This window comes from Rhodoferax sp. GW821-FHT07F03, from assembly GCF_059418745.1.
In genome coordinates this window covers 37,480-62,425 of record NZ_JBWKQM010000010.1, presented here as the reverse complement: position 1 = coordinate 62,425, position 24,946 = coordinate 37,480, and the positions used below count along the sequence as shown (strand labels likewise).

At 64.4% G+C, this 24,946-nt stretch carries 20 protein-coding genes; 16 read left to right on the top strand and 4 right to left on the bottom strand.

The window, feature by feature from the left end; translation table 11 throughout:
• Nucleotides 1-70: 70 nt before the first annotated feature.
• The gene (locus AC07R0_RS16315; RefSeq protein ID WP_495105640.1) at nt 71-1,087 is read left to right on the top strand and encodes a LacI family DNA-binding transcriptional regulator; all 1,017 of its coding nucleotides are present in this window, start codon (nt 71-73) and stop codon (nt 1,085-1,087) included.
• Between the two features lie 11 nt (nt 1,088-1,098).
• Here the strand turns inward: AC07R0_RS16315 and AC07R0_RS16310 are convergent, their stop codons facing one another.
• Nucleotides 1,099-3,567 carry a sensor domain-containing protein gene (locus AC07R0_RS16310; protein ID WP_495105639.1) on the bottom strand — a complete coding sequence of 823 codons (2,469 nt, stop codon included), beginning with the start codon at nt 3,565-3,567 and terminating at the stop codon, nt 1,099-1,101.
• A 134-nt stretch (nt 3,568-3,701) separates the two neighbouring features.
• Nucleotides 3,702-4,658 (bottom strand): glutathione synthase, encoded by a 957-nt coding sequence (gene gshB / locus AC07R0_RS16305; RefSeq protein WP_495105638.1) that lies wholly within the window; start codon nt 4,656-4,658, stop codon nt 3,702-3,704.
• A gap of 432 nt (nt 4,659-5,090) precedes the next feature.
• Between gshB and AC07R0_RS16300 the strand changes: the two genes are divergently transcribed.
• The 7 genes from AC07R0_RS16300 to AC07R0_RS16270 all read left to right on the top strand — a co-directional run bounded on the left by AC07R0_RS16300 (nt 5,091) and on the right by AC07R0_RS16270 (nt 13,140).
• Nucleotides 5,091-5,492, top strand: a complete 402-nt coding sequence (locus AC07R0_RS16300; protein WP_495105637.1) for a type IV pilin protein — start codon at nt 5,091-5,093, stop codon at nt 5,490-5,492.
• Nucleotides 5,486-6,076 (top strand): GspH/FimT family pseudopilin, encoded by a 591-nt coding sequence (locus tag AC07R0_RS16295; protein WP_495105636.1) that lies wholly within the window; start codon nt 5,486-5,488, stop codon nt 6,074-6,076. Before AC07R0_RS16300 ends, AC07R0_RS16295 begins: the two co-directional genes overlap by 7 nt.
• Nucleotides 6,077-6,101: 25 nt before the next feature.
• Complete coding sequence (pilV, locus tag AC07R0_RS16290; RefSeq protein ID WP_495105635.1) at nt 6,102-6,506, top strand: type IV pilus modification protein PilV; 405 nt, start codon at nt 6,102-6,104, stop codon at nt 6,504-6,506.
• Nucleotides 6,506-7,849 (top strand): PilW family protein, encoded by a 1,344-nt coding sequence (locus AC07R0_RS16285; RefSeq protein WP_495105634.1) that lies wholly within the window; start codon nt 6,506-6,508, stop codon nt 7,847-7,849. Before pilV ends, AC07R0_RS16285 begins: the two co-directional genes overlap by 1 nt.
• Nucleotides 7,846-8,451, top strand: coding sequence for a pilus assembly PilX family protein (locus AC07R0_RS16280; protein ID WP_495076845.1), 606 nt, complete (start codon nt 7,846-7,848; stop codon nt 8,449-8,451). The genes AC07R0_RS16285 and AC07R0_RS16280 overlap by 4 nt, the downstream gene beginning before the upstream one ends.
• A 135-nt stretch (nt 8,452-8,586) precedes the next feature.
• Nucleotides 8,587-12,597 (top strand): pilus assembly protein, encoded by a 4,011-nt coding sequence (locus AC07R0_RS16275; protein ID WP_495105633.1) that lies wholly within the window; start codon nt 8,587-8,589, stop codon nt 12,595-12,597.
• A 144-nt stretch (nt 12,598-12,741) separates the two neighbouring features.
• Nucleotides 12,742-13,140, top strand: coding sequence for an energy transducer TonB (locus AC07R0_RS16270; protein WP_495105632.1), 399 nt, complete (start codon nt 12,742-12,744; stop codon nt 13,138-13,140).
• 13 nt (nt 13,141-13,153) lie between these two features.
• Here the strand turns inward: AC07R0_RS16270 and AC07R0_RS16265 are convergent, their stop codons facing one another.
• Nucleotides 13,154-14,341 (bottom strand): benzoate/H(+) symporter BenE family transporter, encoded by a 1,188-nt coding sequence (locus AC07R0_RS16265; RefSeq protein ID WP_495105631.1) that lies wholly within the window; start codon nt 14,339-14,341, stop codon nt 13,154-13,156.
• Nucleotides 14,342-14,417: 76 nt separating this feature from the next.
• Between AC07R0_RS16265 and AC07R0_RS16260 the strand changes: the two genes are divergently transcribed.
• The 5 genes from AC07R0_RS16260 to AC07R0_RS16240 are packed head-to-tail and all read left to right on the top strand — an operon-like array spanning nt 14,418 to nt 19,610.
• Nucleotides 14,418-14,930 carry a MarR family winged helix-turn-helix transcriptional regulator gene (locus AC07R0_RS16260; RefSeq protein ID WP_495105630.1) on the top strand — a complete coding sequence of 171 codons (513 nt, stop codon included), beginning with the start codon at nt 14,418-14,420 and terminating at the stop codon, nt 14,928-14,930.
• Nucleotides 14,927-16,975 (top strand): FUSC family protein, encoded by a 2,049-nt coding sequence (locus AC07R0_RS16255; protein ID WP_495105629.1) that lies wholly within the window; start codon nt 14,927-14,929, stop codon nt 16,973-16,975. Before AC07R0_RS16260 ends, AC07R0_RS16255 begins: the two co-directional genes overlap by 4 nt.
• Nucleotides 16,972-17,178, top strand: a complete 207-nt coding sequence (locus AC07R0_RS16250; RefSeq protein WP_495076851.1) for a DUF1656 domain-containing protein — start codon at nt 16,972-16,974, stop codon at nt 17,176-17,178. The genes AC07R0_RS16255 and AC07R0_RS16250 overlap by 4 nt, the downstream gene beginning before the upstream one ends.
• 7 nt (nt 17,179-17,185) lie before the next feature.
• The gene (locus tag AC07R0_RS16245; RefSeq protein ID WP_495105628.1) at nt 17,186-18,133 is read left to right on the top strand and encodes an efflux RND transporter periplasmic adaptor subunit; all 948 of its coding nucleotides are present in this window, start codon (nt 17,186-17,188) and stop codon (nt 18,131-18,133) included.
• Between the two features lie 31 nt (nt 18,134-18,164).
• Complete coding sequence (locus tag AC07R0_RS16240) at nt 18,165-19,610, top strand: efflux transporter outer membrane subunit (RefSeq protein ID WP_495105776.1); 1,446 nt, start codon at nt 18,165-18,167, stop codon at nt 19,608-19,610.
• A gap of 71 nt (nt 19,611-19,681) precedes the next feature.
• On the opposite strand, the gene AC07R0_RS16235 is transcribed toward AC07R0_RS16240, so the two are convergent.
• Nucleotides 19,682-21,094, bottom strand: a complete 1,413-nt coding sequence (locus AC07R0_RS16235; protein ID WP_495105627.1) for a coniferyl aldehyde dehydrogenase — start codon at nt 21,092-21,094, stop codon at nt 19,682-19,684.
• Nucleotides 21,095-21,197: 103 nt separating this feature from the next.
• On the opposite strand from AC07R0_RS16235, the gene nadC reads away from it, so the two are divergent.
• Genes nadC through pabB form a run of 3 tightly spaced genes read left to right on the top strand, consistent with a single transcriptional unit; the run spans nt 21,198 to nt 24,926 of the window.
• Nucleotides 21,198-22,076 carry a carboxylating nicotinate-nucleotide diphosphorylase gene (nadC, locus tag AC07R0_RS16230; protein ID WP_495105626.1) on the top strand — a complete coding sequence of 293 codons (879 nt, stop codon included), beginning with the start codon at nt 21,198-21,200 and terminating at the stop codon, nt 22,074-22,076.
• Between the two features lie 10 nt (nt 22,077-22,086).
• Nucleotides 22,087-23,196 carry a quinolinate synthase NadA gene (gene nadA / locus AC07R0_RS16225; RefSeq protein ID WP_495105625.1) on the top strand — a complete coding sequence of 370 codons (1,110 nt, stop codon included), beginning with the start codon at nt 22,087-22,089 and terminating at the stop codon, nt 23,194-23,196.
• Nucleotides 23,196-24,926, top strand: coding sequence for an aminodeoxychorismate synthase component I (gene pabB, locus AC07R0_RS16220; RefSeq protein WP_495105624.1), 1,731 nt, complete (start codon nt 23,196-23,198; stop codon nt 24,924-24,926). The genes nadA and pabB overlap by 1 nt, the downstream gene beginning before the upstream one ends.
• Nucleotides 24,927-24,946 lie beyond the last annotated feature (20 nt).

The following is a 24,946-nucleotide window of genomic DNA, read 5'->3' as shown; positions in this document are numbered from 1 at the left end:
AGTGTAGGTATTGCAGATGAATAATAGGGACTCAAAAGCCTTCAAAAACACCTCAAAAATCCATCAAAAAATGGCCCATACGCACCTTCTGAAAGACATCGCCTCGCAGGCCGGAACCAGCCTGGCCACGGTGGACCGGGTGTTGAACCAGCGCGGTGGTGTGCGCCAGCACACGGTGCGGCGGGTAGAACAGGCGCTGCAGGAGCTGGACCGGCAGAAGAACCAGGTCGGCCTGATCGGGCGCAAGTTCTGGGTGGATGTGGTGATGCAGGCGCCACAGCGCTTCAGCCTGCTGGTACGCACGGCGCTGGAGCAGGTGCTGCCGGGCCTGCACCCGGCCATCTTCCGCGCCCGCTACCACCTGGGTGAGGACCAAGCCACCACGCAGCTGGTGGCCACGCTAGACAAGATCCTGCAGCAGGGTAGCCACGGCGTGCTGCTGAAGGCCCCCGATGTGCCCGAGGTGTCCCAAGCCGTTGCCCGCCTGCAGGCCAAGGGCATTCCCGTGGTGACGCTGGTGACCGACCTGCCGGGTTCGGCACGCCTTGCCTATGTGGGCATGGACAACCGCGCCGCCGGCCACACCGCGGCCTACCTGGTGTCGCAGTGGCTGGGTAAGCGCAAAACCGGCGTGCTGGTGTCCATCAGCAGCAACCGCTTCCGGGGCGAGGAGGAGCGGGAAATTGGCTTTCGCCAGGCCGTGCGCTCCCAGTTCAAAAACCTGGTGCTGCACGAGGTAAGCGAGGGACTAGGACTGCACGATGCCACGGTAGCCCTGGTGCGCAAGCGGCTCAAGCAGCTACCGGATGTAGAAGCGGTGTATTCCATTGGCGGCGCCAACGCGGCGATACAGCAAGCCTTCGCGCAGCTGCAGCGCCCATGTCGGGTGTTCATCGCCCACGACCTAGATGCCGACAACCTGGCGCTACTGCGCGACGGCACTCTGCAGGCCGTGCTGCACCACGATCTGCAACAAGACATGCGCCAGGCCTGCTTGCACATCATGGCGGCGCATGGTGCGGCGCCGGCCGGCATCTCAACCACCTCGTCCGCCGTGCAGGTAGTGACGCCTTACAACCTGCCCTGACCGCTGCGGGCCTATGCCGCGCGCTGTATTGGCAACACCAGTTGGCTGCTGGGCACGGGCCGCCCGAAGTAGTAGCCCTGGTAGGCATCGCAGCCTATATTGGCCAGGAATGCATGCTGGCCTTGCGTCTCCACACCCTCGGCCACCACGCGCAAACCCAGGCTGTGGCCCATGTCCACGATGGTGCGGGCGATGACGGCATCGCTGGGGTCGGTCAGCAGGTCGCGCACAAAGGATTTGTCGATCTTCAGTTGGTCCAGCGGCAGGCGCTTCAAGGAGCTCAGCGAGGAAAAGCCTGTCCCAAAGTCATCCAGCGACATGCGTACACCGTAGGCCTTGATGGCATTCATCTTGGCCACCACCTCCTCCACGTCATGCATCAGCATGCTTTCAGTGATCTCCAGCTTCAGGCGGTCCGGGTTGGCCCCCGTCGCTTGCAGCGCGGTGCTGACGGTGGACACGAAGTCGGCCTTGGAAAACTGTGCGGCGCTGACGTTGACCGCCACCGTCCAGTGCGCCGTGTCCGGCTGCCTGGCCCAGGCCACCAGCTGGGCACAGGCGGCTTCCAGTACCCACTGACCCAGCGGCAGGATCAGGCCGGACTCTTCGGCAATCGGAATGAACGCGGCGGGCAACACCAGGCCGCGTGTCGGATGCTGCCAACGCACCAGCGCTTCGGTGCCAATGGTGCGCACGGTGCCGTCAGCATGGGTTTCCACCTGAACCTGGTAGTACAGGAGGAACTCGCCACGCACCAACCCTTGGCGCAGGTCTTTTTCCAGCTGCGCCCGGGCCGCCGCGGCAGCCTGCATGGCGGGCTCGTAAAAACGCGCCACGTTGCGGCCCGCCGCTTTGGCCTGGTACATGGCGATGTCGGCTTTCTTCAACAGCTCGTCGATGGATTCGTTGTCTTGGACGAAAACCACGATGCCTATGCTGGGCGTGCTGTGGTGCCGGTGTTTGCCCAGCGCATAGGGCTCGCCCAGGGTGTGCAGAATCTTGCTGGCCACCATCTCGGCCTGGGCTGCGGCCTCCGGGCCATGCGGGCTCAGTGCTTCCAGTAGCAGCACAAACTCGTCGCCCCCCAGCCGCGCCACGCTGTCGCCTTCGCGCACACAGGAGGTGAGCCGCTGCGCCACCTCTTGCAGCAGCATGTCGCCCACATCATGGCCCAGGGTGTCGTTGAGCTGCTTGAAGTTATCCAGATCCAGGAACAACACGGCCGCATGTTGCAGCGTACGGGTGGTGCCGAGCTGGGCATGGCGCAGCCGGTCCAGCAGCAGGCGCCGGTTCGGCAGGCCGGTCAACGGGTCGTAAAACGCCAGACGGCGGATTTCCTCCTCGTTCTGGTGGCGCTTGGTGTTATCGCGGATGACACCGATGAAATGCGTCAAGGTGCCCCGCGCATCACGCACCGGCGAGATGGTCAACTCGTCCCAGAAGGTGCTGCCGTCCTTGCGGTAGTGCAGGATGTCGCCGTAATAGTTGGAGCCGTAGGCCATGTTCAAGCGCATCGCATCCACGGAATCCAGGGCCGTATCCGGCCCCTGCAGCAAGTCCCAGGTCCGGCCCATGGCCTCGGCGGGAGCGTAGCCGGTGATGCTAGAGAAGGCGTCGTTCACCGACACGATGCGCTGCTGCGGGTCGGCGATCACCACGCCTTGCGAGATCGCCTTCAGCGACTGGTGGCTGACCCGCAACTGCTGCTGCTCCTGCTGGCGCGCGGTGATGTCTACCATCATCCCGCGCAGCCATTTGGGTTTGCCGTCCTGCATGGCGATCTTTGTGCTGTCGTGTATCCACACCACACTGCCGTCCCGCTTGATGAAGCGGTACTGGAACTCATGGTCCTCGCCCCGGGCGATGCAGTCGGATGAATACTGCATGGCATGCCGGCGGTCTTCAGGATGGATGTGGTTGGCCCAGAAATCAGGTGTCAGCCAGTCTTCCGACGGATAACCCAACAGACGTTCGGCGCTTTTGCTAATGAAGGTGTTGTTAAAGGTGGTGGCTTCAGCCTCCCACACAATGCCGTCGGTGAAATCCACCAGATCGCGGAAGCGCTGGTCATAGGCCTGCAGGTCAGCATAGGCCTGGCGGCTATCTGTCACGTCCTGTATGACTTCGATCAAGAATTGCGGTTGGCCCGCAGCGTCAAACAGCGGCGTTTTCAGACTGTGCAGCAGGCGGTTTTTCCCATCCACAGGGCTGCAATACACCGACTCAAAAGAAGCCGTCACGCCACTGGCGAATACCTTGGCATCAGCGGCCAGAGAATCGGCCACCTGCTCCGGCGAAAAAACCGGCTCGCCGTGGCCGCCACGCAATGCATCGTCGGTCGTGCCAAACAAGGCTTCAAATGCCTGGTTGGCGAACAGATAACGGCTGCCAGCATCCTTGACACACACCGGCATGGCCATGCCCACCAGCCAGCGCTGTAGGCTGGCAGGGTCGGGACCGGGTGGGGCTTGTTCTGGCATCAATGGGCGGCTGGAAGTTTACAAAGATGATAAGTGCCCACCACGCGCACAAACAACTCTTGCTTGCGCGGATTTACCCTCTGCCGCGTGCTTTCGGCCGCAGCGTGAATAAAGTCAGGCTTTTCAGCGCCGCGCTAGGCCAGCGCGGCTTCCAGCGCGTCGACAAACAGCGCCGCCACGTCGCAGCCGGTCTGGTCGAAGATTTCCTGGAAGCAGGTGGGGCTGGTGACATTGATCTCGGTCACGCTGTCGCCAATCACGTCCACGCCCACCAGCAGCAGGCCGCGCGCGGCCAGGATGGGGCCCAGGGCTTCGCCGATTTCGCGGTCCCGCGCTGACAGCGGCTGGGCCACGCCCTTGCCGCCAGCGGCCAGGTTGCCGCGCACCTCACCGCCCTGCGGAATGCGTGCCAGGCAAAACGGTACGGGCTTGCCGCCGATCACCAGCACGCGCTTATCGCCCTGGGCGATGGCAGGGAGAAACTTCTGCACCATCACGCTCTCGGCGCCGTTCTTGTTCAGCGTCTCGATGATGCTGCCCAGGTTCAGCCCATCTTCCTTGACGCGGAAGATGCCCATGCCGCCCATGCCGTCCAGCGGCTTGAGGATCACGTCCTTGTGTTCGGCATGGAAGCGGCGGATGGCCTCGGCACTGCGCGTCACCAGCGTAGGCCCGCTGAACTGCGGGAACTCCATGATGGCCAGCTTTTCCGGGTGGTCGCGCAGCGCGCGCGGCTTGTTGAAGACCTTGGCGCCTTCGCGCTCGGCCTGCTCCAGCAGGTGGGTGGCGTAGAAGAACTCGGAATCGAACGGCGGGTCCTTGCGCATGATGATGGCGCCAAAGTCCTTCAGCGCGCGTGGGCTGTTGGCAAACAGCGGCTGGCTGACGCTGAACCAGTCGGTCTTGTCACCCGTGAGGTGGATGTCGCGCACCTGGGCCGTCACCACGCCACCGGTCTGCCACTGCAGGTCTTGCGGCTCGCAGGCCGAGATGGTGTGGCCGCGCCGCTGCGCCTCGCGCATCATTACGAAGGTGCTGTCCTTGTAGATATTGAAAGACTCGAGGGGGTCGGCGACGAAGAGGATGTTCATGGGTCTGGGCAGTCGAATAGTGAGCGGCGCAAAGCTTAACAGTCAGGCGCAACAGCTGCTGTAGCTAGCGCAATACCCTCCTCATGTCGCCTAAGAGTAAACAAAAAAACCCATGTATGACAACTACGCGTCAGGAAATTCTGACCACTTGAAATACCTACTGACTCAATTATCAGGATGGCCTGATGGCTTGCACGACCATGAACTGTCATGCTGAGAGCGTTGTCACAACCGTTTCAATTTCAAAAATGATGTCCCCGTTTCCGCCAACTGGCTGGTATCCGGGGCAAATGTTACATATACAAGAATATATACAAATGGGGAACTTACCCATTTGTAACTTGCTCCATGCGCTGTCATATCCCCTCTTCCTCCGCCATCACTCCACCTGGCCAACCATCAGCGGTAAGGGGTTTCACTCTGATCGAGCTCATGATCACCGTGGCCGTGGTCGCTATCCTGGCCGCCGTGGCACTGCCTTCCTACAAAAATTACGTCATACGCGGGCACTTGGCGACCTTGACCAATGACTTGCAAGCCACGCGAGCCAAGATGGAGCAGTTCTACCAGGACAATCGCACCTATGTAACGTCGACAAGCGCAGTAGCGCCCTGCACAGCGACCGCCAGCACCTACACCAACCCCACACCGTATTCGCTGGTGTGCTCCGGCATCAGCAGTACGGCCTTCACCGCCACTGCGACCGGCTCAGGGGTGATTGCGGGCTTCAGCTACACCATCGACCAGTCGGACAGCAAAACCAGCACGCTGTCCACGGCCTGGGGCGGCACCACCGCAGCGTGCTGGATCATGCGCCAGGGAGATACATGCTGAAGCAGCGCGGGTTCACCCTGATTGAGCTGATGGTGACTTTAACCGTCGCCGCGCTGCTCCTACTGGCGAGCATGCCATCCTTCAGCACCTGGATTGCCAACGCCAAAGTGCGCAGTGTTGCCGAGGACGTGCAAAACGGTCTGCGCATGGCCCAGGCCGAGGCCTTGCGACGCAACCGAGTGACCGTCTTTGCCTTGACCAGCGCCACCCCGGCCCTCAGTGCAGCCCCCAGCGCCAACGGCACAAACTGGTTTGTACAGACCCTGCCGGTGACCAGCGGTGCCACGACCGAGACGGCTGCCACCACAGACTACGTCCAGGGCGGCAACCATGCAACACAGGCCGGGGTCACGATTACCGGTCCGGCCATGGTGTGCTTTGGCCCACTGGGTAGTGTGGTCACTTTGGCCTCCTCCAGTGCCATCAACGTGCTGAGCACCGCATGCACCTCCGCGGCCAACACCTATTCCGTAGCCAGAACCGCTTCCGACCGCCCGCTCCAGGTCACGCTTTCGGTGGGCGGGCAGGTCCGAATGTGCGATCCGAAAAAGACCCTCTCCAGCACAGTCCCCGATGGCTGCTAGGTCGACACTGCAAAGGCCATCCAGCATGCGCCGCCCCCCCTCTTCCGCAGGCTTTGCCCTGATCGAAGTGCTGATTTCGCTACTGCTGTTCTCCATCGGGGTGCTGGGTATGGTGGGCATGCAAGCCAAGGCTACAGGCTATGCAGTCGACGCCGAAAACCGCTCCCGGGCCGCGCAACTGGCTGGTGAACTGGTTGCCAGTATGTGGGCGGAGCAAACCACCTCCCCGTCAACCCTGGAGAAATGGAAAGCCCGCGTCCAGGACCCCACAGGCTCCGGCCTACCCAACGCGGATGTGGAAAACGCAATAAAGACCAGCACAGACTCCACCGGCGTAAGCGTCACCACAATCACCATCGAATGGAAAGCGCCATCAAAAAAAAGTGGCGATGCCAACAGCAAGTACGTCACGCAAGTGGTGATTCCATAATGCGTAGCGCCCGTGCCAAACAACGGGGGGTGACCCTGCTTGAGTTGATGGTGGCCTTGCTGATCGGTATGATTTTGTCGCTGGCCATGTTCATGGTCATGACCGCCGCCGAAGGCCGCAAGCGCACGCTGACCTCGGTCAACGACACCAACCAAGCCGGCAACTATGCCATGCAGCTGATTGAGCAATCGGTGCGCAGTGCCGGCAGCGGCTTCACGCAATCGGCAGCGTATTCGTTTGGCTGCCAGCTGTATGCGTACCAGGCCTCGCAAATCCTGCCCACCCCCAACAACGCGGCGCTGCCCGCACCTTTTGCCAGCGTCAATGAAGGCACCGGCAGCAGCACCCGGGGTGTCTTTCGCCTAGCACCGGTGCTGATATTGCCAGGCCAGACCAAACCCACGGTGAGCAACCAGACATCCGATGTACTGGTAGTGATGGGCGGAGCAGCAGGCGTGGGGGAGACACCTGTTGATTTTTCAAATTTTGCCACCGACGCGCAGCTAAATTTAACCAATACTGTCCCATTCAAATCCAATGACCTCGTGCTCATCACGCAGATAGAACCCGATGCCAGCACCGTTGGAGTCTCAAACTGCCTGATTGACCAAGTCACCGGCAAAACAGCTGCGGCACTGACTTTGGGTGGCGACTACCACGCCGCCGGCACCATGCTCGCCACACTGTCCGACCACAGTGCCGCCATGGTGCTGGGGAACATCCACAGTTTCAGCGCCAGCACCACGGCGACAAACAGCCCTCCCCAGTTTCAAGTCATTGGCGTCGGCAACAACAACACACTGTACAGCTACGACCTGCTCAATACCAACAACGACAGCACCCGCGCCGCCGTAGCCCGGGCCGACGGGGTGTTTGAAATGCATGCCCTGTATGGCATAGACGCAGACTGTGACGGCAGGATCAGCAGCACCGAATGGTTCAAGCCGACCGACACCACCTACAGCCTATCTGCCCTGATGGCCGGTACAGTGCAAGAGGTACACAACCGCCCCGCCAATGCCGCAGCCAGAACCACAGCCTGCGCCAGTCTGACCACCTCCAACGACTTCCTGCAGAAAATTCTGGCCATCCGGGTCGGCCTGATCCTGCGCACCAGCCTACCCGAAAAGGCCGTGGCCACCAGCCAAAACGCCGCTAGCCAAACCGTGATGGGCACCAGCACCCAGAGCAGTATCAGGCTGTTTACGGATCTGGACGCGGCCACCAGCCCACCGACCACGGCGGTAACCTTCACGCGCAACCTCACCGACGCCGAGCGTCTGTACCGTTATCGCACCGTCGAGGCCACCATTCCGATACGCAACCCGTTGATGCTGCCATGAGAACGTCTGCGTGCAAACGCCTTCCGCAGCGGCCCGCCAAACGCCGATCACAGTCCGGCATCGTGATGGTCATGACGCTGATCTGCCTGACGCTGATGCTGGTGGCGGCAATTGCCCTGACCCGCTCCTCGACCAATTCGCTGCTGCAGTCTGGCAACCTGGCCTTCCGGCGCGACCTGCTCAACCAGGGTGAGCGCGGCATGGCAGCGGCGGTGAAGGCCCTTAACAGCGGCACCCTGAACACCACAGACTTAGCCAATGACACCACTTATAGGGTCCACTACTCGGCCTCTACGCTGGAGAACAATGCCCAAGGCATTCCCCTGGCTCTGGTGAATGCCATTGACAGCAGCACCAACGACATTCGGGACGACGCCGCCCAGGTCACCATCGTCACCGTCATTGACCGCCAATGCTCGGCATCAGGCGCCTACGATTCCGCCACTTGCGTCGGCTTCACCGATCCTGTAGCCGCAGCCCAGACCGGCTCCATGCATATCAAACGACCTAAAGGCGAAAGCCGCGCGAGCTACCGCATCAGCGTGCGCGTGACAGGCCCGCGAAACACCCAGGTTTTCCACCAGATGGTGGTTGCCTATTGATCCGGTTCCGACCCGGTTCCGCTTGTCTTCAAGCATCACCGTCACATTACCGAGCCCCGAATGATGCAATCTCCGCTCCATCTAATGCTCACCCGTCTAGTCAGCACCGTATGCGGCGCTTTACTCGGTTGTTGCATGACACTGCCCGCGCAAGCCGCTATCGACCTGGCGGATTACCCGCTGTTTTCCACCGTCAAGGTGCCCGGCAATCTGGCCTTGGCCCTGTCGGTGGAGTGGCCGACGGCGACCACCTCAGCCTATCTGAGCACCACCGCGTATGCCACCAGCTCCACGTTCATCGGGTATTTCAACCCGGAGATGTGCTACCAGTACGTCTACAACTCGACGACGCCAGCCAACAGCTATTTCAAGCCCAACATGGCCGCCAGCAGCCATGTGTGCACCACATCCAGCACCCCCCTATGGAGTGGCAACTATCTCAACTGGGCTTCCATGCAGACCATGGACGAGTTTCGCTGGATCATGACCGGGGGCTACCGGAGCACCGACACCAATACAGCAACCAGCACCAGCGACACTACGATCGACACCGTCCTGACCAAGACCTGGTCAGCTTCCGGGCGTGCCACGTCGTCCAATGTGCCCAACAAATCCACAAGCCTGGTATCGGGTGCCACACCCTTCAACTGGAGCGCCGCGACCACGCGCATCTGGGCATTGGGCTCCCGCATGTGGATTACCAAAAACGGCAGTATTGACTCAGCAACGACAGCCACGCCCTACCAGGCCCAAAGCGGCTCCGACGGAAACTCCAACACCGTTTACGAGGTCTACATCAATGTGGCGGCCTGTGTCTCCGCTGCACTGAAAGAAGACAACTGCGTGCTATACGGCAACGCCTACAAGCCTGAGGGCTTGATGCAAACCTATGCCATGCAGCTGCGCTATTCGGCTTTTGGCTACCTCAATCATGACGGAACCTTGACCGGCACATCAGCCCAGCAGCGTGACGGCGGAGTAATGCGGGCCCGCATGAACTACATCGGTCCAAAGAAACCCGTTCCAGGCTCGGCTGACATCACCAACGACGGCGCCCCAGAGTGGAGTGCGACCACCGGCATCATGGCCACCAACCCCGCACCACTGGATGCATCAGACACCGTCAGCACTTTTAGCCTGGCCTCAACAGCCGTGGTGCAAAGTGGTGCGATGAACTACCTGAACAAATTTGGCTATTACTCACAAGGTTACAAATCCAAGGACCCGGTAAGCGAGCTGTACAACACGGTCTTGCGCTATTACAAAGGTTTGGCCAACTTCACCACCTACACCACTGGCACGACGGCCGCCTATGCCGATGGTTTCCCAGTGATTACCAAATGGCGCACAACGGACAGCAGCACCATGGGCGCGGATCCGATCGTGTATGCATGCCAGAAGAATTTCATACTGGGCATTGGGGACGTCAACACCCATCGCGATGGTAATTTGTACGGCAGCACAGTGCGCTCGCTCAGCACACCGATTGATACCGCCAATTCCTACCCAAGCGACGACACCTCCGTGGATGTCGGAGTCGCCACCAATATGGTCGGCACTCTGGAAGGGAAAAACAGCCTAGCCAGCACATTCGCCGCAACAGGCGGCACCACTTGCGACAACACCAGCGGCAACTCCGTTGCCGCCAGGCAATGCAACACTTACTACATAGCAGGACTGGCCTACGACGCGCACACCATGGACATGCGTCCCGATTTGACGGGCAAGCAAACCATCAACACCTACTGGATGGACGTGATGGAGAACCAAACCTACCTGCACAAGAACCAGTATTGGCTGGCCGCCAAATATGGTGGCTTTACGGTGCCGAGCAGCTTTTCACCATATTCCGGCAGCAACAGCACCACCACCCTGGCGGACAGTTCTTGGTATACCAATTCAGACACCTCATCCAGCTTCACCACCACCAGTACCACCACCTTCAGTACGGACGGGACATCGGATAAGCGCCCCGACAACTACTTCTTCGGTAGCTCGCCAGCCACCATGAAGTCCGGCCTGACCGCCGCCTTCAACAAGATTTCCACCGAGCTGAGCGAGGCCAACAGCTCCACCTTTGCCATGCCGTCGCCCAATGTGGTTTCCGGTAACGCCAGCTATTCGGCGAGCTACGACCCTACAAACTGGACTTCCAAGCTTATTGGATCCACCATCAGCTACGACAGCAGCGGCAATCCCACCCCCACAGCTATCTGGAATGCGCGCGACAAACTGGAAGCACTGGCCACACCCGCAAGCACGCGCAAGATCATCACCTTTTGCGACACCGCCAAAACCGGCATCGCCTTTACCTCCACAGCTTTGACCGCCTGCGGTAGCACCGGCCGCCTGTACTACCCCTCGTTCACCAGCATCATCGGCACCACGTCAACCTCCAGCACACCTGCGGCAGATTACCTGGCCTATCTGCGCGGCGACCGCAGCAACGAATTGAGCGCTACCGTCACCGCGACGAACCGGATCTACCGCCAGCGCGACTATTTGCTGGGCGACATCGTCAATTCCAAAGTCACGGCAGTGGGAGCGCCCAGCATGCCCTATTACGAGATGTACAACCTGGGCTATAACGCCTTCAAGATCGCCTACAGCAAACGCAAAACTGTGGTCTACGCCGGCAGCAATGACGGCATGCTGCACGCCTTTGACGGCACCATGCCTGGCACCACCAGCACAGGCGCCAGAGCGGCTGCCTCCACCTGCACGACCTGCGGCCAGGAACTGTTCGCCTTCATCCCCAGCTTTGTCTATGGCACATCCAGCACTGCCGCGACCACCGGCCTGGCGTCCATCGGCAGCCCAAGCCGCTCGCATTATTACCAGGTGGACGCCACGCCACTGGATTTTGATATGGACCTGGCCAAGGTCTGCACCAGCGACACCAGCAGCACCACGGCCGTCTGCAGCAAGGTCAGCGCCACGCCAGATTGGCATACCCTGTTGATTGGCGGCCTGAGCAAAGGCGGCAAAGGCTTTTACGCCCTGGATGTCACCAACCCCGGCGAGGCCGAGTCCACCACATCGGGGGTCACCACCAGTGCCAGCTATGGCGACTGGACCAGCGAAACTACGTTGGCCGCCAAGGTCCTGTGGGAGTTCCCCCTGGTGACCGACACCACCACCATTGCCCGCATGGGCTATAGCTTCGGCGAACCCATGGCGATGAAAACCAACAAATACGGCTGGGTGATGGTATTCACCTCGGGCTACAACAACAGCGACGGCAAAGGTTATTTCTTTTTTGTCAACCCAAAAACAGGAGCCCTGCTGGAAACGGTAGCCACCTCGGAGGGTTCGACCACCTCGCCCCTCAATTTGGCCCATGCCACAAGCTACTCGCCTAACCACACCGATTTCACCGCCGATGCCATCTATGCCGGCGACCTGCAAGGCAATCTGTGGCGAGTGGACCTGACCCCTACAACATCCGCCTACTCCACCCCAACGAAGATGGCGACCCTGTACAAGACATCGGGCACACCGCAGCCCGTAACGACGCGGCCACTGGTTGAAATCAACCCCACTACCTCCAAACGCTATGTCGTCGTGGGCACGGGCCGCTTGCTGGCCGACAGCGATGTTGCCAGCACGGCAGTCCAGAGCATTTACTCCATTTATGACGGCACTATGGGCTTTGGCGCGTTCCAGACCGCAAGCACCTATGCCACACCGCTGACGCGCAGCGCACTGGAGGCCAATACCAGCATGCTGACCGGCATTGGAAGCGCCCCCACCTCGGCTTTGGGCTGGTACTACGACCTGTCTGTCGACGCCTCTACCGGCATTGCCGAACGCGTCAACGTCGACCCCACGGCCAACAGCGGCACGGCCGTTTTCGGCGTAAACCTGCCGAATGGCTCGGTGTGCAGCCCGTCCGGCACCGGCTACCTGCGGGGCTTCAATATCGCAACCGGCGCCAGCGTGCTGCAGAACAGCGCGGGCACCGCCACCATCGGGCAGTCGGCCACCATGGCCGGTGTGATCGTCGATGTAGTGATCCAGAACGTCAACGGCAAGCTGCGCGTGGTGGCCGGCGACAGCACGGGCACCGCGGTAACCACGCCGGCAGCCCTATCCACCGCCAGCGGTGTCAAGCGCCTGAACTGGCGCGACGTAACAGCGCAATAACCCGCCGCGATGAGATTCCTTGGCACACCAGGCCTCGCTCGGGCGGCTGTCTGTTCCGTGCTCGTACACCTGGTGCTGTACGAGGCCTGGCTCGCTACCACCCCTGCACAGCCCAGGACGCCAGCTGGCGCCACATTGCCTCCAATGCACGTCCAGCTACTGTCGCCCCGTGCAACCAGCAGCCGTGCACCGGCGCCGGCAGCGCCTTCCGCTGCCTCCCCCGCCGTCACGCTAGCAGCAGCCCCGCCAGATCCATTCATCGCATCTACCCAGTTAGACCAACCGGTACTACCCAAGTCGGAACCCGATCTCAGGCAGTTGGAAGGCCTGGGCTTCACCGGCTACCCGATCCGCCTGCGCTTGTTTATTGACACCCAGGGTCGAGTGGTGGATGTGGCCGTGCTACAGGTCAGCAGCGGCGACGAAGAGGCGGTGGAGCACATGAAAACCATGTTCCTGGCAACCGCCTATGTGCCTGGGCTTTTGCATGGCCGGGCTGTGCCATCGCGCCTGGACATCGAACTAAGCCTAGGGGTGATCTGACCCGGACGCCCTCTCAAGTGCTGGCCCGCCCCCTGCGCCCCAGGCTCTGCACAAACAGTGCTAGCGTGCCCGCCACCACGCCCCAAAACGCCGAGCCAATGCCGGCTATCACCACGCCGCTGAGCGTGACCAGGAAAGTGATGGTAGCGGCCTCGCGGTGCTGCACGTCTTGCAGCGCGGCAGATAGCGCATTGCCGATGGTACCCAGCAACGCCAGCCCGGCGATCGCGGCGATCAGCTCGCGCGGGAAGGCTGTCAACAGGCCGGTGATGGCCGCGCCAAAGATGCCGATCAACACATAGATCAGGCCGCACGACACGGCGGCGGTATAGCGTTTGGCCTTGTCGGCATGCGCCTCGGGGCCCATGCAGATGGCGGCGGTGATGGAGCTCAGGCACAGCGCATAGCCGCCAAACGGCGCCAGCACCAGCGTCGCCAGGCCGGTGATGCTGATCAGCTTGGAGATCGGCATGGGGTAGCCGGCCGCGCGTATCGCCGCCACGCCGGGCAGGTTCTGTGAGGCCATGGTCACCACAAACAGCGGCAAGGCCATGCCGATGGTGGCAGCCCAGCTGAACTGCGGCGTGACCCACACCGGCCGTGCCAAGGAAAATACGATGCTGGCGCCCGCCACCTCTCCGCGAGAAGCTACAAAAGCAATAGCAACCAGCAGCGTCAACACCACCGCATAGCGCGGCAGCCAGCGCCGCGCCAGCAGGTACACCGCCAGCATCAGCAGCACCAGGGGCAAGGCGGTATGGGCAGCGGCAAAGCCGTTCAGCCCGAAGCGCGCCAGCACGCCCGCCAGCAGTGCGGCGGCAATCGCCATGGGGATGCGGTCCATCACCTTCTCGAACCAGCCGGTCACGCCGCACAGCGTGATCAGCGCCGCGCTGACCATGAAAGCCCCCACCGCCTCGGCCATGCTGAAGCCCCCAGCCACTGCCGCCGTAGCCACCACCGCCGCACCGGGCGTGGACCAGGCCACCATCACCGGCATGCGCAGCCACAGCGATGGCAGCAGCGTGCACAGCCCCATGCCCAGGCCCAGCGCCCACATCCAGGAGGTGGTTTGCTCGGACGTAGCGTGCAAGGCCTGCGCGGCCTGGAAAACGATGGCCACGGAACTGGTGAAACCCACCAACACGGCCACAAAGCCGGCGGTGGCGGCCGAAAGATTGGTGTCTCTGAAAAATCGCATGCGGCATTGTCCCCGACGCACGAAATCGCAAAACCCGCTAAACTAGATAGCAAGCTAACTAATTTAATATTCCACCATGTCCACCCCATCCCCCGCAGACAGCGCCCAGCGCACGGCGTCCCTGATGGCTTTGTCGGTGTCCCTGGCCGGCCTGCAGCGCGGCTACCGGGCGGCGGTGGACAAGACCGTGGCCCACGCCGGCTTGTCGCAGGCACTGGCCCTGCCGCTGGTGATGATTGGCCGCCATGGCGACGGCCTGCGCCAGGGCGTGCTGGCCAACCTGCTGAACATCGAAGGCCCGTCCCTGGTGCGATCCATCGCTCAGCTGGAAAAGTCCGGCCTCATCAGCTGCCAGGAAGACCCAGCCGACCGCCGCGCCAAGACGCTGCACATGACGACGGCCGGCGCCGTCGCCCGCGCCCACATCGAAGCCGCCCTGGAAGACATGCGCGCCGTGCTGTACGAAGGCGTCAGCGACGCAGACGTGGCCGCCTGCCTGCGCGTCTTTGCCACGCTGGAGCAACGCCTGGGCCGCAAGAGCAGTGCCGAGCTCGGCATGGCCGTCCCCGCCAAAGCCGACACGCCATGAAGCTGCCACGCTTCAGCCATGCCGAAGTCCTGTTTTCTCTCAAGACTTTCGGCTCCGGCATGCTGGCCATGTATATCGCCAACCGGGCCGGCCTGCCGCGCCCGTTCTGGACGCTGCTGACGGCCTACGTAGTGGCCAACCCGCTGGCCGGCGCAGTGCGCTCCAAGGCGCTGTTCCGCTTCCTGGGCACCTTGCTGGGCAGCAGCGCCGCCGTGTTGCTGGTGCCCACGCTGTCCAACGCACCCGAGCTGCTGACCCTGGCTCTGGCACTATGGACCGGCCTGTGCCTGTTCATCTCACTGCTGGACCGCACGCCGCGCGCCTACATCTTTCTACTGGCCGGCTACACCGCTGCGCTGATCGGCTTCCCCTCGGTACAGGCGCCGCTGCAGATGTTCGACACCGCCGTGGCCCGGGTGGAAGAAATCGGCCTGGCCATCCTCTGCGCCAGCCTGGTGCACAGCATCGTCCTGCCCACCAGCCTGGCTCCGACCCTGCTGAGGCTGATGGACCGCACCCTGGGCGACGCCCAACGCTGGCTGCGTGACCTGCTGCGCCCCGGCCCACGCCAAGGAACCCAAGACCCGCACGCATTGGGTGCCGACCGGCGCCGGCTGGCGATGGACATCACCCAGCTGCGCCTGCTGTCTACCCACGTACCGTTTGACACCACCCATCTGCGCTGGACCGCCGACGCCATCCGCGCCATGCAGGACCGCGTCGCCGCGCTGACGCCCACGCTGTCCTCCGTCGAAGACCGGCTGGCCGCGCTGGAGCAGGCCCAAGGCGGCACGCTGAGCGCCGACGTCTCCGCGCTGCTGGCACAGATAGGCCGCTGGCTGGAAGCGGCCACGCCAGACCAGTCGGCAGAACTGCCAGCGCTGCAAGCCGCCGTCCAGGCCATCGCCGAGCAGCCCGCACTACCAGCCTGGGAACGCGCATTGCGCATGGGCCTGGCCGCCGGGCTGGAAGAACTGGTGCAAGGCTGGCGCGCCTGCGCCCAGCTGCGGCGCGACATCGACGCCGGCCTGTCGGGCGCGGCCATGCCACACCACCAGGCCAGTAGCAACCGCGTGCTGCACCGCGACTACGGCATGGCCCTGCTATCGGCATTGGCTGCAGTGCTGGCGATCTGCCTGTGCAGCGCGTTCTGGATCGCCACCGGTTGGTCGTCCGGCTCGGCCGCCGCGATGATGGCGGCGGTGTTCTGCAGCTTCTTCGCCAGCATGGACGACCCGGTGCCGGCCATCCACGGCTTTCTGAAATTCACGCTGTGGTCCATGCCCATCTCCATCGTCTACGTGCTGGTACTGCTGCCCCTGGTGCACGACTTTGGCATGCTGGTGATGGTCTGCGCACCGCTGTTTCTACTGGCCGGCTGCTACATGGCCCGCCCCGCCACCATGGGCAGTGCACTCGCCCTGCTGTTCGGCGTGGCCGGCACCCTGGCGCTGCACGACACCTCGAATGTGGACCTGGCGGTGTTCTTCAACTCCATGGCCGGACAGATCGTCGGCATTGTGGTGGCCGCCCGGGTGACCCGTCTGGTGCGATCCGTTGGCGCCGAATGGAGCGCCCGGCGCATCCAGCGCGCCATCTGGCGAGAACTGGGCGACATGGCCGCCGCCCGCAGCGCGCCAGGCAATACCGACTACACCGTGCGCATGCTGGACCGCATCGGCCTGCTGGCGCCGCGCGTGGCCCTGGCCAGTCCAGACGACCCGAATCTGGTGACGAATGACGCCCTGCGCGATCTGCGTGTCGGCATGGACATCGCTGGCCTGCAGGGCAGCCGCGACCAGTTGCCGGCGCAGTCCGTCGGCACGGTACTGGCCAGCATGGCCCGCTTCTTCCGCCAGCGCGGCGCCGGCCGCAGCAGCCCCTGGCCTGCCAGCTTGCTGGCGCATATAGACCATAGCCTGGCTGCCGCCCTGGCCAGCCCGCAGGCCGACGGCCGCAACGCCGTGACTGCGCTGGTCGGCCTGCGCCGCAACCTGTTTCCCCATGCCCCAGCGGCACTCAGCCCCGAAGGAGCCCCCACATGATCGGCCAAACCAGTGTTTACGGCCTGTACCTGCCCTGGCTGATGCTGCTGGCCCTGGGCGCCCTGTTCGCGCTCTGGGGCGTGCGCAGGCTGTTGGCCAGCGCCGGCCTGTACCGCTGGGTCTGGCACCCCGCACTGTTCGACCTCGCCCTGTATGTGCTGCTGCTGTATGCGATCAGCCGCGCCTCCGCTCTTTTGCACTAAGTTCATCATGACAAGCTCTACCTCCACCCCCACCACCTGGGCCCTGCGTGGCGCCCGCATCCTCATCACCCTGCTGATGGTGGCCGCCGCCATCTGGGCCGCGCTGCGCCTGTGGGACCACTACGAACTGGCGCCCTGGACGCGCGACGGCCGGGTGCGCGCCAATGTGGTCCAGGTGGCAGCCGATGTGTCCGGCCTGGTCACCACCGTCGCCGTGCGCGACAACCAGCAGGTGCATGCCGGCGAGCTACTGTTCGAGGTGGACCGCGCCCGCTACGCGCTGGCCCTGCGCCAGGCCCAGGCCGTGCTGGGTGCCCAGCGCATTGCCATGGCCCAGGCGCAACGCGAAAGCGAGCGCGATGCCGGCCTGGGCACCCTGGTGTCGCAAGAGCTGCGCGAACAGGCCCGCACCCGCGCCGAACAGGCCCAGGCCACCGTGGCCCAGGGTGAACTGGCGGTGGACGCCGCCCGGCTGAACCTGGAACGCGCCCTGGTGCGCGCGCCCAGCGACGGCTGGATCACCAACCTGGATCTGCACACCGGCAGCTACGCCAGCGCCGGCCACCCGGTACTGGCCCTGGTGGACGAACGCTCCTTCTACGTCGAGGGCTACTTCGAAGAAACCAAGCTGGCCCGCATCCATGTGGGCGACCGCGTGGGCGTGACCCCCATGGGCGGCGGCGCGGCCCTGCCCGGCGTGGTGGAAAGCGTGACCGCCGGCATCGCCGACCACGACCGCAGCCCCAGCAGCAACCTGCTGCCCAATGTGAACCCGACCTTCAACTGGGTGCGCCTGCCGCAGCGCATACCGGTACGCATCCAGCTCGACCCACTGCCTACCGGCGTGCGCCTGGTGGCCGGCGAGACCGTCACCGTGCAGGTGCAGGAAAAGGCCGCACCCGAAAAAGCCAAGCCCCTGGCCAGCAACGCCGCACCGGCCGCACCCAAAGGTTGAAACCATGCAAGCGATATTCCGCCCTACACCCATGCGGCCGCTGCTGGCCTTGCTGGCTGCAACCGCACTGGCATCCCTGGCCGCCTGCAGCACCGCCCCCGTAGGCCCCAACTACCAGCTGCCGCCACAGGCGCTGGCTAGCCAGCCAGCCGCCACCAAGCCCTTTGCCGGGGTGGACGGCCAGGCCCCGTTCTCCGCCCAGCCCCTGCCCGCCCACTGGTGGCGGCTGTACCAGGACCCGCTGCTGGACCGGCTGGTGCAGCAGGCGCTGGAGCACAACACCGACCTGCGCCAGGCCGTGGCCAATCTGGAGCGTGTGCGCTCCCTGGAAAACGAAGCTGCCGGCACCCAAAAGCCCAGCTTGAACGCCAAGGCCGGCCCCGAGTTCGGTCATGTGTCCGGCCTGTCGCTGCTACACAAAGACTACGAGCCACCCAACAGCTATCTTTACAGCGCCAGCGCCGGCCTGTCCTACCAGGTCGATCTGTTCGGCCAGATCCGCCGCGGCATCGAGGCCACCAACGCCGCCGGCGATGGCGCCCAGGCCGCACTGGACCTGGCCCGCGTCAACGTGGCCGCTGGCACCACCCGCGCCTATGCCGAGGTCTGCTCCAGCGGGCTGCGCATCGCCGCCACCGAGAAATCCATCACCCTGCAAAAAGAGGCGGTAGACATCTCCGAGAAGCTGCAGCAAGCCGGCCGCGCCGGCAGCCTGGACGCAGGCCGCGCCCGGGGCCAGCTGCAGCAGCTGAACGCCAGCCTGCCACCGCTGCAGGCCGAGCGCCAAAGCGCGCTCTACCGGCTGGCCACACTCACCGGTGCGCTGCCGCAGGACTTCCCGCGCGACGTGGCCGGCTGCAGCACGCCACCGCAAGTCGCCGGCACGCTGCCAGTGGGCGACGGTGCGGCCCTGCTGCGCCGCCGGCCCGACATCCGCCAGGCCGAGCGCAACCTGGCCGAGGCCACGGCCCGCATCGGCGTGGTCACAGCCGACCTGTACCCCAAGATCAGCTTTGGCCTGCAGGGCGCGTCCGAAGGCGAGGCCGTGGGCTTTGGCCGCAAGGACACGCTGAGCTGGGGCATAGGCCCGCTGATCAGCTGGAGCATCCCCATCAACGGCGTGGTACAGGCCCGCATCGCCCAGGCCAAGGCGACCACCCGTGGCGCGCTGGCCAAGTTCGACGGCACGGTGCTGACCGCCCTGCGCGAGACCGAGACCGCCCTGAACACCTATGCCCGCGAGCTGGACCGCCACGCCGCGCTGCAAGCTGCCGCCCGAGAAAACGCCGCCGTGGCCCAGCAAGCCCGCCAGCTGTATCGCAACGGCAAGACCGGCTACCTGGAAGCCCTGGACGCCGAGCGCGCCCTGGCCAGCAGCGAAGCCGCCCTGGCCGCGTCCCAGGCCCAGCTGGCCGACGACCAGGTGTTGCTGTTCCTGGCGCTGGGCGGCGGCTGGGAGCCGGATACAGCGTCCTGAGACATTTAAAGAAAAACAGGCTCCAGCGCAAGTATTACCTGCGCAAGCAGCTATCTAAACAATAGCAAGGCTTAGTTCAACCGGCCCATCCACTTCAGCAGCCGCTGGATGGACGGCCGGTACGGCGGATACACCAGGCCGCCCGCCGACCAGCGCGACTGCAGGAACACCGGCTTTTCCTTGCTGAACTGGCGAAAGCCATATTCCCCGTGGTAATGCCCCATGCCCGACGGCCCCACACCGCCGAACGGCAGGCCGTCCTGCACCAGGTGCAGCAGGCAATCGTTGATGCACACGCCACCCGACTGGGTCTGCGCCAGCACCTGGTCGCGGTGCGCCGTGTCGGTGCCAAACCAGTACAGGGCCAGCGGTTTGTCGCGGGCGTTCACATAGGCAATCGCCTGGTCCAGCGTGTCGTAGGGCACGATGGGCAGGATGGGGCCGAAGATTTCCTCCTGCAGCGCGCGCATGCCAACGTGCACGTCCAGCAGCAGCACCGGCGACAGCTGGCGGCCCACGCCAGGCACGGCGGATGCCTCCAGCTCCACCACCCTGGCGCCCTGCTGGCGCGCGTCGTCCACCAAGGCGTGCAGGCGCTGCAGATGGCGGTCGCTGGCGATGCTGGTGTAGTCGGGGTTGCCCTGGAAGCGCGGGTACAGGCGCTGCATGCTGGCGCGCAGCGCATCTACCAAAGCCGCCTGCTGAGCGCGCGGCACCAGCACGTAGTCCGGCGCGATGCAGGTCTGGCCGGCGTTGATCAGCTTGCCCCAGGCCAGCCGGTCCACCACCTGGCCCAGATCACAGGACGCATCCACGATGGCCGGCGACTTGCCGCCCAGCTCCAGCGTCACCGGCGTGAGGTTCTTGGCGGCCGCCTGCGCCACCAGCCTCCCCACGGCGGTGGAGCCGGTGAACACCAGGTGGTCAAACGGCGTGGCGCAAAAAGCCTGGCCCAGGGCCGCGTCGCCGGTCAGCACCGCCACCTCTTCGGGCGCAAAAAATTCGGCCACGGCGGCCTGCAGCGCATCGGCAAACAAGGGCGTGAGCTCGGACGGCTTGAGCAGCGCCCGGTTCCCCGCCGCCAGCACATCCACCAGCGGCGACAAGGCCAGCAGCAGCGGGTAGTTCCAGGGGCTGACGATACCCACCACGCCCAGCGGCTGGACCAGCAAGCGGCTGCGCCCGGGCCAGAAGGCCAGCGCCGTCGCCACCCGCCGAGAGCGCATCCAGGCGCGCAGATGGTGGCGCGCATGGCGTATCGCGCCGCGCACCGGCAGCAGCTCGGTCAGCCGGGTCTCCACCGCCGAACGGTTGCCAAAGTCCTGGCTGACCAGGGCCGTGAAATGCTCGCCATGCTTCTCCAGCAGCGCATCCAGCCGCTGCAAGCGGTCCAGGCGCAGCGCGTAAGCAGGTGCCGGGTCGGCCGCGTGGGCCTGGCGCTGCAAGGTGAGCAGGCGCTGGAGTTCAGTTTCTGGGGTATGCATATGGCACATAGTGCCAGTCTTGCAAGCCCATGGCGGCAAAAGTGCGACACGGATGTGACACACTTCCGTTCCTTCCTAGCTGCCCGACCCTCGCTCCACAACAATGAAGACAACGGTTTTTGACTTTTCTCCCGCGCAGATCCAGGCCCTGGCCGAGGCCGACGCGGCCCGTGCCCTGGCCGAAGACGTGGGCTCCGGCGACCTGACCGCCGCCCTGGTAGACCCGGCCCGGCAGGTCCATGCCCGCGTGCTGGCGCGCGAAGCCGCCACCGTCTGCGGCGCCCCCTGGGTGGAAGCCACGCTACGCCAGATCGCCCCCACCGCCACCTGGCGCTGGCTGGTCGCCGAAGGTGAACGCTGCGCCGCCGACCAGGTGGTGCTGGAACTGCACGGCCCGGCCCAGGCCCTGCTGACGGCCGAACGCACCGCCCTGAACTTTCTGCAGCTGCTCAGCGCCGTGGCCAGCCGCACAGCCCTGCACGTACAGGCCGTGGCCGGTACCGGCACGCAGATCGTCGACACCCGCAAAACCCTGCCCGGCCTGCGCCTGGCACAGAAATACGCAGTACGCACCGGCGGCGGCACCAACCACCGCATCGGCCTGTATGACGCTGTGTTGATCAAAGAGAACCACATCGCAGCCGCTGGCGGCGTGACCCAGGTATTGCAGCGGGCTGCCGCCTTGGCCCAGCAGGCCAGCTTCATCGAGATCGAGGTCGAAACCCTGGCCCAGCTGGACGAGGCGCTGGACGCCGGCGCCCGCATGGTGCTGCTGGACAATATGGACCTGGCCACACTGCACGAGGCTGTACGCCGCAATGCGGCACGCGGCGCGCAGAAAGCCGTTCTGGAAATCTCTGGCGGCGTCACGCTGGAGAGCCTACGCAGTCTTGCCGAAGTCGGCGTAGACCGCATCTCCATCGGCGGCCTGACCAAGGACGTGAAGGCCACCGACTATTCGATGCGCTTCCTGGACCTGTGAGGAGACGGCCATGCACACGATGATGGAAGTCGAATACGAGCAGCCGGCAGAGGGCACGGCCTGCGCCCCACGCCACGCCTGGGCCCGCGTGCCGGTCGAGCCCGGCCCGGCCGAACGCCTGGCGCTGAAGGACCGCATCCGCCGCCTGCTGAAAGAGCGCAACGCGGTCATGGTGTCGCACTACTACGTGCACCCCGATCTGCAGGACCTGGCGGAAGAAACCGGCGGCCTGGTCAGCGATTCGCTGGAAATGGCCCGCTTCGGCCGCGACCATGCGGCGCAGACCCTGGTGGTCTCAGGCGTGCGCTTCATGGGCGAAACCGCCAAGATCCTCTCGCCCGAAAAGCGCATCCTGATGCCGGATCTGGACGCCACCTGCTCGCTGGACCTGGGCTGCCCTAGCGCCGAATTCAATGCGTTTTGCGACGCCCACCCGGACCGCACCGTGGTGGTCTACGCCAACACCAGCGCCGAGGTCAAAGCCCGCGCCGACTGGCTGGTGACCTCGGGCTGCGCGCTCGACGTGGTGCGGGCACTGAAAGACCAGGGCCACAAGATTCTGTGGGCGCCCGACAAGCACCTGGGCAGCTACATCCAGCGCGAAACGGGCGCCGACATGGTGTTCTGGAACGGCGCCTGCATCGTGCACGACGAGTTCAAGGCCTTCGAGCTCCAGGCGCTGAAAGCCGAGCACCCTGAAGCCAAGGTACTGGTACACCCCGAGTCGCCGGCCGACGTGGTGGCATTGGCCGATGCCGTGGGCTCGACCTCGGCCATCCTGAACGCCGCGCGGACCATGATTGCTACCACCTTCATTGTCGCCACCGACAACGGTATGCTGCACAAGCTGCGCACGCAGAACCCGCACAAACTGTTCATCGAAGCCCCCACGGCCGGCAACAGCGCCACCTGCAAGAGCTGCGCGCACTGCCCGTGGATGGCGATGAACGGCCTGGCCGGCCTGGCCCAAGTGCTGGAGTTGGGCACCAACGAGATCCACATCAACCCCGCGCTGGGCCTGCGCGCCCGCGTGCCCATCGACCGCATGCTGGCCTTCACCGCAGCGCTGAAGAACGGCCAGCCCACGACCGGCCTGGTGCCGCATATCGGCGCAGCCTGATGGACGGTATCACCGCGCTGGTCGACTTCAGCGATCCCTCACAGCCCAACGCGCCGCGGCTGCGCCATGCATTTGGCACGCCGCTGCAGACGCTGGTAGCCCACACGCGGGACCAGGTGCGGCCGCTGCTGGATGCCGTGCAGGCCGCCAGCGCCCAAGGCCTGTGGTGCGTGGGCTATCTGCAGTACGAGGCCGCGCCAGCCTTCGATGCGGCGCTGGCGGTGCACAAGGCCGATGGTCCGCTGGCCTGGTTCGCGGTGTACGACAAACCCCTGCCCTGGCCTGAGCTTGCTGTAGGCACTGCGCAGATCGATTGGCAAGGCTTTATCGCCCGCGCGGATTTCGACGCCGCGATGGCAACGCTGCTGCAGGCGATTGCCGATGGCGAGCTGTACCAGGTGAACCTGACGGCGCAGATGCAGGGCCGCTTCAGCGGCGCACCGCAGGCCTTGTTCGCCGCCTTGCAGCGTGCCCAGCCGGGCGGTTATGCGGCTTTCATCGATACCGGTGACACACAAATCCTGTCGGTCTCGCCCGAACTGTTTTTCGACTGGCGTGACGGTCATATCCTGGCCCGCCCGATGAAAGGCACGGCACGCCGCGGCGCGACCGAGGCCGAGGACGCAGCATTGGCGGCAGCGCTGCGCGCATCGCCCAAGGAACGGGCCGAGAACGTGATGATCGTCGACCTGCTGCGCAACGACGTGTCGCGCATCGCCGAGCCGTTCAGCGTCCAAGTGCCACGGCTGTTCCATACCGAGGCACTGCCGACGGTATGGCAGATGACCTCGGATGTGAGTGCCCGCACCCGTGCCGGCTGCAGCCTGGCGGAGGTATTCGCCGCGCTATTCCCCTGCGGCTCGGTTACCGGCGCGCCCAAGGTGCAGGCCATGCGCAAGATCCAATCGCTGGAACCCAACGCGCGCGGCGTCTACTGCGGCGCCATCGGCGTGGTCCAGCCGGGCGGCACATCGACCTTCAACGTACCTATCCGCACCGTGACCCTGCGCGGCACCCACGCGCAATGCGGCATCGGCAGCGGCATCACCTCCGACGCCAGCGCCGAAGGCGAGTGGCAGGAATGGGCCAACAAGCAGGCTTTTGTGCAGCGCGCCAGTGCGCCGTTCGCGCTGCTGGAAACCCTGGCCCTGGTCGATGGCAGGCTGCGCAACCGCGCCGAGCACCTGGCGCGGATGGCCCAAGCGGCCGCATATTTCGGCACGCCGTGGAACCCAGAGCATGTCGCGCACACCCTGGACACCTTGATCGCCGGCCACCCAGAAAAGTCCTGGCGCGTGCGCCTGCTGCTCGATGCGCAAGGCCAGGCCACGGCCGAGGCCTATGCGCTCGAAGCTTCGCCGGCCCGGGTACGGCTACAGCTGGCGGACCGCCCACTGGCCGAGGCCTATGGCGAATTCGTGCGCTTCAAAACCACCCGCCGCGCCCACTACGACGCCTTCGCCACACCGCCCGGCATCTTCGACACCTTGCTGTGGAACCCGGCCGGCGAGATCACGGAATGCACACGCGGCAATATCGCGCTGCTGCTGGACGGCCGTTGGGTCACGCCGCCCCTGGCCTGCGGCCTGCTGGGCGGCATAGGCCGGGCCGTGGCCCTGCAGGAAGGCCGCTTGGTCGAAGCTGTGGTACGGGTGGACGAGCTGCCACGCTTGCAGGCTTTCGCGTTTGTGAACAGCCTGCGCGGCTGGATCGACGCGGATCTGGTTTAGCTACTGTTTTTGTAGCTACT

Bases quoted from the DNA above. Each gene is read 5' to 3' on its own strand.
- nadA (WP_495105625.1), top strand. From the start codon at position 22,087: ATGCACACGATGATGGAAGTCGAATACGAGCAGCCGGCAGAGGGCACG.
- AC07R0_RS16255 (WP_495105629.1), top strand. From the start codon at position 14,927: ATGAAGCTGCCACGCTTCAGCCATGCCGAAGTCCTGTTTTCTCTCAAG.
- AC07R0_RS16260 (WP_495105630.1), top strand. From the start codon at position 14,418: ATGTCCACCCCATCCCCCGCAGACAGCGCCCAGCGCACGGCGTCCCTG.
- AC07R0_RS16280 (WP_495076845.1), top strand. From the start codon at position 7,846: ATGAGAACGTCTGCGTGCAAACGCCTTCCGCAGCGGCCCGCCAAACGC.
- AC07R0_RS16295 (WP_495105636.1), top strand. From the start codon at position 5,486: ATGCTGAAGCAGCGCGGGTTCACCCTGATTGAGCTGATGGTGACTTTA.
- AC07R0_RS16275 (WP_495105633.1), top strand. From the start codon at position 8,587: ATGACACTGCCCGCGCAAGCCGCTATCGACCTGGCGGATTACCCGCTG.
- AC07R0_RS16265 (WP_495105631.1), bottom strand. From the start codon at position 14,341: ATGCGATTTTTCAGAGACACCAATCTTTCGGCCGCCACCGCCGGCTTT.
- AC07R0_RS16245 (WP_495105628.1), top strand. From the start codon at position 17,186: ATGACAAGCTCTACCTCCACCCCCACCACCTGGGCCCTGCGTGGCGCC.
- AC07R0_RS16285 (WP_495105634.1), top strand. From the start codon at position 6,506: ATGCGTAGCGCCCGTGCCAAACAACGGGGGGTGACCCTGCTTGAGTTG.
- nadC (WP_495105626.1), top strand. From the start codon at position 21,198: ATGAAGACAACGGTTTTTGACTTTTCTCCCGCGCAGATCCAGGCCCTG.
- pilV (WP_495105635.1), top strand. From the start codon at position 6,102: ATGCGCCGCCCCCCCTCTTCCGCAGGCTTTGCCCTGATCGAAGTGCTG.
- AC07R0_RS16300 (WP_495105637.1), top strand. From the start codon at position 5,091: ATGATCACCGTGGCCGTGGTCGCTATCCTGGCCGCCGTGGCACTGCCT.
- pabB (WP_495105624.1), top strand. From the start codon at position 23,196: ATGGACGGTATCACCGCGCTGGTCGACTTCAGCGATCCCTCACAGCCC.
- AC07R0_RS16315 (WP_495105640.1), top strand. From the start codon at position 71: ATGGCCCATACGCACCTTCTGAAAGACATCGCCTCGCAGGCCGGAACC.
- AC07R0_RS16310 (WP_495105639.1), bottom strand. From the start codon at position 3,567: ATGCCAGAACAAGCCCCACCCGGTCCCGACCCTGCCAGCCTACAGCGC.
- AC07R0_RS16235 (WP_495105627.1), bottom strand. From the start codon at position 21,094: ATGCATACCCCAGAAACTGAACTCCAGCGCCTGCTCACCTTGCAGCGC.
- AC07R0_RS16270 (WP_495105632.1), top strand. From the start codon at position 12,742: ATGCACGTCCAGCTACTGTCGCCCCGTGCAACCAGCAGCCGTGCACCG.
- AC07R0_RS16250 (WP_495076851.1), top strand. From the start codon at position 16,972: ATGATCGGCCAAACCAGTGTTTACGGCCTGTACCTGCCCTGGCTGATG.
- gshB (WP_495105638.1), bottom strand. From the start codon at position 4,658: ATGAACATCCTCTTCGTCGCCGACCCCCTCGAGTCTTTCAATATCTAC.
- AC07R0_RS16240 (WP_495105776.1), top strand. From the start codon at position 18,165: ATGCGGCCGCTGCTGGCCTTGCTGGCTGCAACCGCACTGGCATCCCTG.